Genomic DNA, 11,463 nt, shown 5'->3' on the forward strand with positions numbered 1-11,463 from the left:
AAACTTGGCGGCGTCGAGCTGTCGCGCGACGTCGGCCAGGCGCTCGGACGCAATCCCTGTCCGATCGTGGTCCCCTGCCACCGCGTGCTCGCCGCCGGCGGCAAGCCGGGCGGATTTTCGGCCAATGGCGGCGTGGTAACCAAGCTGAAAATGCTGGCGATCGAAGGCGCGGTGGTCAATCACACGCCGAGCCTGTTCGATTGAATCCTCTGCCTCGCCCCAAGCGGAGCGAGGTGAAAGCAGCTAGGCCGCCTCACACGAAAACCCGTTGCCCAGCCGGCGAATTTTCCCCGTCGAGGGCGAGGGGAAATGCGCGGTGCAGCACAGCGTGTCGGTATCGCAATAGCGCTCCAGGAAGCCGCGCCGCGTCGCGGCCGCCACGGTCTGATCGACGTCGAACTTCGCCGACAGCTCCGGATAGCGCGTCTGCAGCGGCGAGTGCATCAAATCGCCGGAAAATACCGCGTCGTCCTTGCCGCGGCCGAAGGTGAACGCGACATGTCCCGGCGTATGCCCGGGCGTCGGCAGGATCCGCGTGTGATCGCCGATCGCGTAATCGTCGCGCACGATCTCGGCCTTTCCGGCTTCGACCACGGGCAGCACGCTGTCGCCGAACGGCGGCACCGGGGTCTTCGCGTTCTGTTCGGTCCAGTAGTCGAACTCGCCCTTGCCGAACACGTAGCGCGCGTTCGGAAAGGTCGGCACCCAACGGCCGTTCTCCAGCCGCGTGTTCCAGCCGACATGGTCGACATGCAGATGGGTGCACATCACGAAGTCGATGTCACCGACGGCAAATCCGGCCGCGGCCAGCGCACGCAGATAGGTGTCGTCGGTCTTCATGTTCCATTTCGGGCGCAGCGGCCGCGGCTTGTCGTTGCCGATGCAGCTGTCGATCAGAATGGTATGATGCGGCGTCTTCACGACATAGGACTGGAAACACAGGATCAGCACGCCGCTGGCGTCGAGCGCGCCGGCCTGCTGCATCCACGTCCGGTTTTCCGAGAGCAGCTCCGGCGTCAGGGCGGGCAGCATCTCCAGCGCCGGCAGGAAGGTGGTTTCCTGCTCGATCAGGCGGTGGATGGTGAGATCGCCGACCGAAAATTTGAGAGTCATGGCAATTCCTTCCCGTTACGCCGGCGGCGGCACCGAGATCTTGACCGACGGGCGCTCCAGCATTCTCTCGTGGAAGGCGTCGAGCCTGGGGAAGGCCTTGCGCCAGCCGCAATCGGCAAAGCGGAAGTCGGCATAGCCGAGCACGCAGACCAGACCGATCTGCGCGATATCGAGCTGCGGCTGCGCCAGCATCTCGGCCTGCTTCTCGAACCGCGCCATGCCATTCCAGGCGCGGGCCCAGTGGTCGTCGGCCCAGGCCTGCCAGCGCTGCGGCTCCGGCCGCACCATCTTCTCGTAACGGCACAGCAGCATCGAATCCAGCATGCCCTGCAGCATGGAATGATCGCTCTTGACCTTCCATCGCAACGCGCCCGACGCCGGAACCAGCTTTCCGCCGCCGGCCAGTTCGTCGAGATACTCGACGATGACATAGGAATCCAGAATGACGTCGCCATTGTCGAGGATCAGCACCGGCAGCTTCTTCAGCGGCGTGATGCGCGAATACTCGTCATTGGGCTGCCCCGGCACCACGGTGGCCGAGATGAATTCGATTTTGTCGATCAGTCCGAGTTCGATCGCGGCAATCCGCACCTTGCGGGCAAACGGCGAGGCCGGGGAGAAGGAGAGTTTCATTTTGATGTTCCTGGGATTGCGTCCACATCACAACCTCATCCTGAGCAGCGCGCCGCTTGCGGCGGGCGACTTGAAGGATGGGCAACAGCGATTGCTCTTTCGTCACCTTCGCACCGCGAAGGGGACCGTCCTTGTGACTCATCCTTCGAGACGCGCGCGAAGAGCGCATTCCTCAGGATGAGGGCGGCGCACCTCACGCCGCGACGATTTCCTGGCGCTGCTCGCCCAAGCCCTCGATGCCGAGCGTGACCACGTCGCCGACATTGAGGAATTTTGGCGGCTTCATGCCGGAGCCGACGCCGGGCGGCGTGCCGGTGGTGATGATGTCGCCGGGCATCAGCGTCATGAAGGACGAGACGTAGGACACGATCTTGGCCACGCCAAAGATCATCGTTGCGGTCGAGCCGGTCTGGCAGCGCTTGCCGTTGACGTCGAGCCACATCGACAGTTTCTGCACGTCCGCGATCTCGTCCTTGGTGGCGACCCAGGGGCCGAGCGGACCGAAGGTGTCGTGCGATTTGCCCTTGGTCCACTGGCCGAGGCGCTCGATCTGGAAATTGCGCTCGGAGACGTCGTTGCAGACGCAATAGCCGGCGACGTGAGAGATCGCGTCGGCCTCGGTAACGTACTTCGCGCGGGTACCGATAATGATGGCGATTTCGACTTCCCAGTCGAGCTTGGTCGAGCCGCGCGGTTTCTCGACGGCATCATTGGGCCCGCACAGGCTGTTGATGGCCTTCATGAAGATGATGGGTTCGGCGGGAATCGGCATGCCCACTTCGGCGGCGTGGTCGGAATAATTGAGGCCGATGGCGATGAATTTCGGTACGCCGCCGACCGGCGCCCCGATCCGCGGCTTGCCGTCGACGGCGGGCAGCTTCGAGGCATCGAGGCCGGCGAGCTTGGCGAGCGAGGCCGGCGAATAGGCCTCGCCGTCGAGGTCCTTCACGTGGGCGGAGAGGTCGCGCAGCTGACCCGATTTGTCGATTAGGCCGGGCTTTTCCTGGCCCTTGGCCCCGTAGCGAACAAGCTTCATGTCTCACTCCCTTTTGAAGGTCTTACTTGCCTCGATGCTTCATGGAACAGCGCGGGGGGAAATTCAATGGCTGCGCGCTGCATTGCTGGTCTCTTCATCCTGAGGAGCGGCCGTTGAGCCGCGTCTCGAAGGATGGCGGCGAGGGATGGTGCCAGATGGTTCGAGACGCACGAAGACGCGCTCCTCACCATGAGGGAGCACGACAGGGCTCACCCCAGCGCCACGTATTTGAAGGCGTCGCCGTCGCGCTGGATGTGGCCGGCATTGAAATGCCCGCCGATCACCAGCGTCGGCGTATCGGCGAAGCGCGCGAACAGCTCACGCCGCGTTGCGGCCGATTGCACCGGATCGGAATCGGCGGTCGACGACCAGTCGAGATGCGCCATCTGGCAGGGATGGTGGGCGACGTCCCCGGTCAAAAGGCCCTGTTCGCCTTCCGACTGGATGAGGATGCTCATATGGCCCGGGCTGTGGCCGGGGGTTGGGATCAGGGTGATCTCGTCGCCGAGCCTGGCGTCGCTGGCGACCAGGTCGGCGCGGCCCGCATCGGCGATCGGTTTGACCGAGTCGTTGAAGACGGCCAGCTTGTCGCTCTCGTCGCTGTGGTCGCGCCAGTGCTCATATTCGGTCCGGCCGAACACGTAACGCGCTTTGGCGAATGTCGGCACCCATTGACCGCCGACCAGCCTCGTGTTCCAGCCGACATGGTCGACATGCAGATGCGTGCACAGCACGGTGTCGATGCTGTCAGGCGCAAAGCCCGCCGCCGTCATGGTTTCGAGGAACGGGTCTTTCCGGTTATTCCAGGTCGGCACCTTGCGGCCTTCCTTGTCGTTGCCGAGCCCGGTATCGACCACGATCCGCCGCGTCGGGGTCTCCACCACCAGCGAGTGGATCGACATTTTGAGGCGGCCCTCTTCGGTCGCGAAATGCGGGATCAGCCAGGGCAGCTTTTGGATTTCCTCGTTGGTGGCTAGCGGCAGGATGAATCGGGTGCTGCCGACCGTCTCCATCTCGACGATCTTGGTGATCCTGACCTTGCCGATCTTCCAGTGCATCCAGCGTTCCCCGTCTCTTGTTTCAGCTTCTACCTTGCGCAATCCACCACGACCGTCCCCAGCTTGTCGCCCTTCTCCACCGTGAGGTGGGCCCGGGCGGTTTCCGACAGCGGAAACCGCGCCGCGATGTTGTGGAGGCGTTTTCCCGCGGCGAGCCATTTCGAGATATCGGCCTGCGCCGCCGCCAGCAACGGCCACGGCAGCGCGAACAGCACCAGCGCGCGCAGCGTGATGCATCGCTCCATCAACTCGCGCATCGGCACCACTGGGCTGCGATTGCCGTTGGTGGCGTAGACCGCGATGGTCGAATTCATCGCCATCAGCTTCAGGGTGGTGGCGATGTTGCCGCCGAAATCGACATCGACCACGCGATCGACGCCGCGCCCTTCCGTAAAGGCCATCGCCTTGGCGACCACGTCCTCGGTCTTGTAGTCGATCACGAGGTCGGCGCCGGCCAGCCGCGCCTGCTCCGCCTTGAAGGCCGAGCTGACCGTGGCGATCACGCGCGCGCCGCCCCATTTCGCCAGTTGCACCGCATAATGCCCGACCGCGCCGGCGCCGCCGGTGATCAATACGGTCTGGCCGGTGACCGATCCGTCGCCATACAGGCCGCACCACGCGGTCATGCAGGGAATGCCGAGGGTGGCGCCGGCCGCGAACGACACGTCGGCGGGTAGCGGCGTCACCAGCTGTTCGGCCACTGTAATGTACTCGGCCGCGGTGCCGAAGGCGCGGCCGTTGCGCTGGCCGTTGAACAGCCAGACCCGCTCCCCGACGCCGAGCCGGCTGACGCCGCCGCCGACCTGGTCGACGATCCCGGCGCCGTCGCTGTTCGGGATCACGCGGGGATATTCCATCGCGCGATAGCTGCCGGCGCGGCGGCCGACATCGGCCGGGTTCACGCCGGAGGCTTCCAGCCGTATCCTGACTTCGCCCGGGCCGGCCGTTGGCGTCGGCATGTCGCCGAAATCAAGCACATCGGGTGCAGCGCCCGTGCGCTCATACCAGACAGCCTTCACTTACAGCGTGCCCGGGAAGGCGCCGCCGTCCATCAGGAGGTTCTGGCCGGTGATGAAGCCTGCCTTGGCGCCACAGAGGAACGCGCAAGCCTGGCCGAATTCATCGGCGTCGCCGAAACGCCCAGCCGGGTTGAGCTTGGCGCGCTCCGCCAGAATCTGGTCAACCGGCAGACCGCGCTTGTCCGCCTCACCCTTGGCCGTGCCGCGCAGCCGGTCGGTATTGAAGGGACCCGGCAGCAAGCCGTTGATGGTGACGTTGTTGATCACGGTCTTGCGTGCGATTCCCGCGACAAAGCCGGTGAGGCCGGCGCGGGCGCCGTTCGACAGGCCCAGAATCTCGATCGGTGCCTTGACCGCGGCCGAGGTGATGTTGACGATGCGGCCGAATTTGCGGGCCATCATGCCGTCGACCGTCGCCTTGATCAGCTCGATCGGGGTCAGCATGTTGGCGTCGAGCGCCTTGATCCAGTCGTCGCGGGTCCAGTTGCGGAAATCGCCGGGCGGCGGGCCGCCGGCATTGTTGATCAGGATGTCGGGATCGGGACAGGCCTTCAGCACGTCGGCGCGGCCCTCGGGCGTGGTGATGTCGCCCACCACTTCGGTCACGGTGACGCCGGGGTTGGCCTTGCGGATTTCGTCGGCGGCCTGCTTCAGCGCCTCGGCGCCGCGCGCGGTCATGGTGACGTGCACGCCTTCGCTGGCGAGCTGCATGGCGCAGGCGCGGCCGAGGCCCTTGCTCGATGCGCAAATGATGGCGCGGCGGCCTTTAATTCCAAGATCCACTGTCTCACTCCCGTTATGTCTGGTGTTTTTTTGAGGTCTGGTCCAGCCCCTTGTAGCCAACCTCGGCGGCCTTGATAAGGGGACCCCGCACCGCCGAAACGCATATCGGCAACCCTGCTTTGCACCCGGTCAAAATCGCCGTATGACGGACGCCCGAAAGCGCCCCCCGAGGAATCCTCATGTCCGGTCTGTTCGACGTCAGCCAGGAAGTCATTCTCGTCACCGGCGCCAGCCAGGGGCTCGGCCGGCAGTTCGCCCGCGTGCTTTCCGCCGAGGGCGCCGCGGTGGCGCTGGCGGCGCGCCAGACCGCCAAGCTGAAGAGCCTGGAGGATGAAATTCGCAGAAAAGGCGGCCGCGCCGTCGCGGTGCAGATGGATGTCACCGATACCGCCTCGATCGCCCGCGCAATCGACAGCGCCGAGGCCGCGCTCGGGCCGGTCAGCGTCCTCATCAACAATGCCGGCATCGCCATCGAAAAGCTCGCGGTCGACCAGACCGAGGCGGACTGGGACGCCGTCATCAACGCCAACCTGAAGGGCGCCTATTTCACCGCGACCGAGCTGGCGCGGCGGATGATCGCGCGCCGGCAGGAGGGCAATATCGTCAACATCGCCTCGGTGCTCGGCTTCGGCGTGATGAAGTTCCTCTCGCCCTACACCATCTCCAAGGCCGGCATCATCCAGGCCACCAAATCGATGGCGCTGGAACTGGCCGGCAACCGTATCCGCGTCAACGCGCTGGCGCCGGGCTATATCGATACCGAGATGAACCACGAATTCTGGGTCACGCCTGCGGGCGAGAAACTGGCCAAGCGAATTCCGCAACGGCGGATCGGCGCCGAATCCGATCTCGACGGCGCGATTATGCTGCTGGCGTCGAATGCGTCGCGCTACATGACCGGCAGCGTGGTGACGGTGGACGGCGGCTTCTTGCTGACGTGACGCTTCGCCACGCGTCTCCAGGTAAAAACGTGAACTGAATGCACCGGTTCACTCGACTTGCGTGCACTGCAAATCGTTTCGCGTTTGTTCAGCAGGCATGAAGCTTGGGCGCAAACCTCACCGCCCATTGCCCTGCGTTCATCAATCGCAACCGTCGAGATTGCCGAAAAAGTTTCCGATTTCCTCGGATCGGTTTTTCATGTTTGGGCATCGCGACAGCGGGAACCATCTCTGTTCCATGTCGTTGGAACCGCGTTGAAAACCACATGGAGAAAGTTCGATGGCAGACGGCGGTGACTCGGCGAGTGGGATTTTGGGAGTTCTGGTTGGGGTAGTCTTGGTGATCTTTATCGGCGCCGCGGTTCTGATGGCGACCGGAAAGATGGGCAACTCTGGTCCGAGCTTCACGATCAGCATTCCCGGCGCGAAGTAATCCAATCAACATCAGCAACAGGAGAACAGCAATGAACGGTGTCATTTATCTAGTTGGTCTTGTCGTCGTCGTAATGGCGGTCCTTTCCCTTATCGGGCTTCGTTAATCAATCAGAGGAATACCCAAAATGGCTATCACCGATACGGCTGCTGCGAAGCCGAGCTACCTCGAATGGGGGCCCATCCTGGCCGGCGCAATAGCAGCGGCGGCACTATCTTTTCTCCTTTTGACATTTGGCGGCGCGGTCGGCCTTTCTCTCACTTCGCCCTGGCCCGGGACGGGCGCTAAACTGTGGGTGGTGGCGCTCGCCCTTGCCTGGTGGATGGTGCTGGTTCAAATCGGCAGCTTCGCCGCAGGCGGATATCTGGCCGGTCGCATGCGATCCCGCTGGATGGATTCCCGTTCCTCCGAAGGCGCTTTTCGAGACAGCACGCACGGGTTTATGGTGTGGGCCGTCGGTGTCCTGATGGGAGCCGCGGTGCTGGCGATCGTCGGACTTGGTGCGGCCAAGACCGGTGTCGAATCGGCTTCGACCGTGGCGGCGGGCGCCGCGTCCGGCAATATGTCCAAGTCCGGTCTGGCGATGGGCCCGGCCGACTACGCCGTCGATCTCATGCTGCGGCCGCAGCCGGGTCAGGCGTCCGGTACTGCGAATGATGCACGGGCCACAAACACGTCGAACGATGAGGCGCTGCGCGCCGAAACCGGTCGGATCTTTGCCGGCGCCATCAAGAACCAGGCGCTGACGTCACGCGATCGTGCCTATCTGACGCAAATCGTGGCGTCGAGGACCGGACTGCCCGAAGCCGAGGCCCAAAAGCGGGTCGATGCCGCGGTTATGGAAGCCCGTGACCTTGAGGTGAAGGCAAGGGAGCAGGCGGATAAAGCCCGCAAGACGGCCCTGATCACCGCGTTCATTGCCGCGATGTCGCTGCTCATCAGTCTCGTTGCGGCGACCGCGTCGGCGGCGGCGGGCGGTCGGCACCGGGATGAAGATCGAATCCCCATGTTCGCCGGGCACCGCTTCTGGTGAAGCGATCATTCAACGAAGGAGACTGAGATGCCTATTCTGCTTTGGCTGGTTGGAATACCGATTCCCCTGATTCTTCTGTTCTTGCTGCTCAGGTAGCCGGATCATCATAAACGTCGAAAGCCGGCACATGTGCCGGCTTTCTTCGTTGAGCTTGTGGAGACGGCTGCCGCAAGGCTCACGCGTTGCCTTCAATGCATTCGCTGACCGGGTTGCGGATAGGTCATCCGAAGCCGGACGCCGGTTCTGGCCTGGATTGGAACCGGGGTGAGGTAAGTCGCACAGCGCGCGCGGCAGGAAAACCCTGGCCAGAGTATGCACCGGGAGCCTGAAGCTGCCTGACGCGAGCAAGAAGCCGGTTTACGGGCGCGAAGCGGTCGTGAGATGGACCTGTCGCACATTTACCTGGGCACTGTCGCCCCGCAAACAGGCGCTGGAAAAATGCGGCCAGACCTGCGAGGCGCAATCGGGCTTCGTGGCCGCGTCGCTGGACGGCCTGACTGTCGACGTGTCCGCTGCCTTCGCAGCCTGGTCACCCGCGCTCGCCGGCGCAGCGGAGGTTGCAAGTGTGAAACCGAGAGCAGCGCAGGATAACACGAGATAGGCCGCCAGTCGGTTTTGCATCGTTGGTCTCCGCTTCAATAACCCTGCTGCAACGGCCGGCCGACTCCTTTGTTCCGTATCAGCGCTGCAATTAAAACCACGACCGGTTCGGAGCGGGTTGGCAACGTGGCGGTCGCTCCTGGACCGGCGTCTCGATCATGCCCGCATCTCTGCCTTGATCATGTCCGCGGCCTTCTCGCCGATCATGATGGTCGGCGCGTTGGTGTTGCCGCCGATCAGGGTCGGCATCACAGAGGCGTCGACGACGCGCAGGCCTTGCAGCCCGTGGACTTTCAGTCTGGCGTCGACCACGGCCATCGGGTCGCTGCCCATTCTGGCGGTGCCGACCGGGTGATAGACGGTATCGACGCGCTGGCGCAGCAGCTCGCGGATCTGGTCGTCGGTCTCGACGCCTTCGGTGTACATGTCCTTTTTCTGCAGGGCGCGCATCGATGGCGTCTCCATGAGTCGCCGCGTGACCTTGAAGCCTGCGACCATGGTTTCGAGATCGGCAGCATCGCCGAAGAAATTCGGATCGATCAGCGGCGCCACCAACGGATCGGCGCTGCCGAGCGCGACGTTGCCGCGGCTCTTCGGCCGCAGCAGGCAGACGTGGCAGGTGAAGCCGGTGCCGTTGTGGCGCTTGCGGCCATGATCGTCGGCCAGCGCCATGCCGAAATGCAGCTGGATGTCGGGCACGTCGAGGTCGGGGCTGGTTTTCAGGAAACCGCCGCACTCGGCGAAATTCGAGGTCATCGGCCCGCGGCGTTCGCGCCGGTACTGGCCGATGGCGCGCAGCAGCCGCGGCAGGGCCTTCAGCGAGATGCCGTTGAAATTGGGATTGTCGGACATGTAGCCGAACACGAAATCCGGATGGTCCTGCAGGTTCTGCCCGACGCCGGGCAGATGATGCCGGCTTTCGATGCCGTGTTTGCCGAGCGCCATGGCGTCGCCGACGCCCGACAGCATCAGCAGTTGCGGGGTCTGGAACGCGCCGGAGGAGACGATCACCTCGCGCCGCGCCCGGATCTGCTTCAGCTCCTTGCCCTGGCGGTATTCGACGCCGACCGCGCGCTTGCCTTCGAACAGGATGCGGGTGGCGTGCGCGCGGGTTTCGACGCGTAAATTGGCGCGGCTGCCCATATGCGGATGGATATAGGCGCGCGCCGCGCTGCAACGTTCGCCGTTCTTCTGCGTCACCTGGTAGACGCCGAGGCCTTCATGCTCGTCGGCATTGAAGTCCTCGCGCAGGCGAAACTGCGCTTCCTGCGCCGCCTGCAGGAAGGTCTGCTGCACCGGATTGTCGGTGCGCAGCTTGTTGACGGACAGCGGCCCGTCCTTGCCGTGATACTCGCCGCCGAAGTCGGCATTGTTCTCGGAGCGCTTGAAATAGGGCAGCACGTCGGCGAACGACCAGCCGGGATTGCCGAGCGAGGCCCATTGATCGTAGTCGCTGCGGTGGCCGCGGATATAGACCATGGCGTTGATCGCCGACGAGCCGCCGAGCCCCTTGCCGCGCGGCTGATAGCCGATGCGGCCGTTGAGGCCTTTCTGGGGCACGGTGTTGAAGGCCCAGTTGTTGACGTTGCCGGCGACCATCAGCACCAGCGCGAACGGCGTGGTCACCACCCAATTGTCGTTCCTGCCGCCGGCGTCCAGCACCGCCACCGAGGTCTTGGGATCCTCGGAGAGCCTTCCTGCCACCGCGCAGCCGCCCGAGCCGCCCCCCACCACCACGAAATCATATGTATCGGTCACGCGTATTCCCCCCGTTGTTTTTTTGTTCGTCATTCCGGGGTGGTCCGAAGGACCAGACCCGGAATCTCGCGAGATTCCGGGTTCGATGCTTTGCATCGCCCCGGAACGACGGTCTTGACCATTACGACATGAATCGCAGCAGCTTTTCCAGTCGCGCGATTTTGGCGCCATAGGGCGGATAGAGATCGGCGAGGCGGTTGAACCTTGAGCGATAAAATACCGGCTTCAGCTTGCTCAGCGTGTCAAAACCCCATGCGCCGTGATAGGCGCCGGTGCCGGAGGCGCCGACGCCGCCCATCGGCTGGTACATCTGGGCAAAGTGAAACAGGCAGTCATTGACGGTTACGCCGCCGGAGACGGTGCGGTCCAGCACCTCGTCGCGCGCCGCGTCGTCCTTGCCGAACCAGTACAACGCCAGCGGCCGGTCGTGCCTGTTGATATAGGCCACCGGCTCGCTGGCCTCCCGGTAACCCATGATCGGCAGCAGCGGCCCGAAAATTTCCTCCTGCATGATCGCCATCTCGGCCGTCGCACCGACCACGATGGTCGGCGGAAACTTGCGCTTCGATTTCCAGGCGGGATCGTGAGGGCTGGTCGGTTGCATGATCCTGGCGCCCCTGGCGGCGGCGTCCGCCACCAGGCCTTCGAGCCTGGCGTAATGCCGGTCGGAGATGATGGAGGTGTAATCCTTGTTGGCGGGATCGGTCCCGAACATCCGCTGCATGCTGTCCTGCGCCCTGTCGGCGAACTCCTGCACGGACGCTTCCGGCACCAGCGCATAATCGGGCGCGATGCAGGTCTGGCCGGCGTTGAGCAATTTGCCGTAGGCGATGCGCTCGGCGGCCTCGGTGATATCGGCGGAGCGATCGACGATGGCGGGCGACTTGCCGCCGAGTTCGAGCGTCACCGGCGTCAGATTGCGTCCCGCGGCTTCCGCGACGAGGCGGCCGACCCGGGTCGAGCCGGTGAAGATCAGATGGTCGAACGGCAGCGACGCGAACGCCTTCGCGATATCGTCCTCGATACCGGTGACGATCATCTCGGTGCGATCGAATT

At 64.0% G+C, this 11,463-nt stretch carries 12 protein-coding genes; 4 read left to right on the plus strand and 8 right to left on the minus strand.

Translation table 11 applies throughout. The features are described from left to right. Positions 1-204, plus strand: a 204-nt coding sequence (locus tag Q8N40_RS18450; RefSeq protein ID WP_305712834.1) for a methylated-DNA--[protein]-cysteine S-methyltransferase, incomplete at its 5' end; no start/stop codon positions are given. A 39-nt stretch (positions 205-243) separates the two neighbouring features. Here Q8N40_RS18450 and Q8N40_RS18455 read toward each other — a convergent pair. From Q8N40_RS18455 to Q8N40_RS18480, 6 genes are all read right to left on the minus strand, one after another. Next, a complete protein-coding gene (locus tag Q8N40_RS18455) occupies positions 244-1,113 on the minus strand; it encodes an MBL fold metallo-hydrolase (RefSeq protein WP_305712835.1) in 870 nt (289 codons plus the stop codon). A gap of 15 nt (positions 1,114-1,128) precedes the next feature. After that, complete coding sequence (locus tag Q8N40_RS18460) at positions 1,129-1,746, minus strand: glutathione S-transferase family protein (protein ID WP_305318950.1); 618 nt, start codon at positions 1,744-1,746, stop codon at positions 1,129-1,131. A gap of 193 nt (positions 1,747-1,939) precedes the next feature. Further along, positions 1,940-2,782: a fumarylacetoacetate hydrolase family protein gene (locus Q8N40_RS18465; RefSeq protein ID WP_305318949.1), complete on the minus strand. Its 843-nt coding sequence runs from the start codon at positions 2,780-2,782 to the stop codon at positions 1,940-1,942. Between the two features lie 209 nt (positions 2,783-2,991). Beyond that, a complete protein-coding gene (locus Q8N40_RS18470; protein WP_305712836.1) occupies positions 2,992-3,840 on the minus strand; it encodes an MBL fold metallo-hydrolase in 849 nt (282 codons plus the stop codon). Between the two features lie 29 nt (positions 3,841-3,869). Further along, positions 3,870-4,859, minus strand: coding sequence for an NADPH:quinone reductase (locus Q8N40_RS18475; RefSeq protein WP_305712837.1), 990 nt, complete (start codon positions 4,857-4,859; stop codon positions 3,870-3,872). Continuing rightward, positions 4,860-5,642 carry an SDR family oxidoreductase gene (locus tag Q8N40_RS18480; protein ID WP_305318946.1) on the minus strand — a complete coding sequence of 261 codons (783 nt, stop codon included), beginning with the start codon at positions 5,640-5,642 and terminating at the stop codon, positions 4,860-4,862. A 179-nt stretch (positions 5,643-5,821) separates the two neighbouring features. On the opposite strand from Q8N40_RS18480, the gene Q8N40_RS18485 reads away from it, so the two are divergent. From Q8N40_RS18485 to Q8N40_RS18495, 3 genes are all read left to right on the plus strand, one after another. Further along, complete coding sequence (locus Q8N40_RS18485) at positions 5,822-6,583, plus strand: SDR family NAD(P)-dependent oxidoreductase (protein WP_305318945.1); 762 nt, start codon at positions 5,822-5,824, stop codon at positions 6,581-6,583. A gap of 280 nt (positions 6,584-6,863) precedes the next feature. After that, on the plus strand, positions 6,864-7,016 hold the full coding sequence (locus Q8N40_RS18490; protein ID WP_305712838.1) for a hypothetical protein: 153 nt from the start codon (positions 6,864-6,866) through the stop codon (positions 7,014-7,016). 127 nt (positions 7,017-7,143) lie between these two features. Then, positions 7,144-8,049 (plus strand): hypothetical protein, encoded by a 906-nt coding sequence (locus Q8N40_RS18495; RefSeq protein WP_305318943.1) that lies wholly within the window; start codon positions 7,144-7,146, stop codon positions 8,047-8,049. A gap of 756 nt (positions 8,050-8,805) precedes the next feature. On the opposite strand, the gene Q8N40_RS18500 is transcribed toward Q8N40_RS18495, so the two are convergent. Both Q8N40_RS18500 and Q8N40_RS18505 read right to left on the minus strand, forming a co-directional pair. After that, positions 8,806-10,407, minus strand: coding sequence for a GMC family oxidoreductase (locus Q8N40_RS18500; RefSeq protein WP_305712839.1), 1,602 nt, complete (start codon positions 10,405-10,407; stop codon positions 8,806-8,808). A gap of 121 nt (positions 10,408-10,528) precedes the next feature. Next, on the minus strand, positions 10,529-11,463 hold a 935-nt coding region (locus tag Q8N40_RS18505), incomplete at its 5' end, for an aldehyde dehydrogenase family protein (protein ID WP_305712840.1).

This window comes from Bradyrhizobium sp., assembly GCF_030693485.1.
GTDB lineage: Bacteria > Pseudomonadota > Alphaproteobacteria > Rhizobiales > Xanthobacteraceae > Bradyrhizobium.

Excerpts from the sequence above, each read along its gene's own strand:
- Q8N40_RS18495 (WP_305318943.1), top strand. The coding sequence starts at position 7,144 with ATGGCTATCACCGATACGGCTGCTGCGAAGCCGAGCTACCTCGAATGG.
- Q8N40_RS18465 (WP_305318949.1), bottom strand. The coding sequence starts at position 2,782 with ATGAAGCTTGTTCGCTACGGGGCCAAGGGCCAGGAAAAGCCCGGCCTA.
- Q8N40_RS18490 (WP_305712838.1), top strand. The coding sequence starts at position 6,864 with ATGGCAGACGGCGGTGACTCGGCGAGTGGGATTTTGGGAGTTCTGGTT.
- Q8N40_RS18470 (WP_305712836.1), bottom strand. The coding sequence starts at position 3,840 with ATGCACTGGAAGATCGGCAAGGTCAGGATCACCAAGATCGTCGAGATG.
- Q8N40_RS18485 (WP_305318945.1), top strand. The coding sequence starts at position 5,822 with ATGTCCGGTCTGTTCGACGTCAGCCAGGAAGTCATTCTCGTCACCGGC.
- Q8N40_RS18455 (WP_305712835.1), bottom strand. The coding sequence starts at position 1,113 with ATGACTCTCAAATTTTCGGTCGGCGATCTCACCATCCACCGCCTGATC.
- Q8N40_RS18460 (WP_305318950.1), bottom strand. The coding sequence starts at position 1,746 with ATGAAACTCTCCTTCTCCCCGGCCTCGCCGTTTGCCCGCAAGGTGCGG.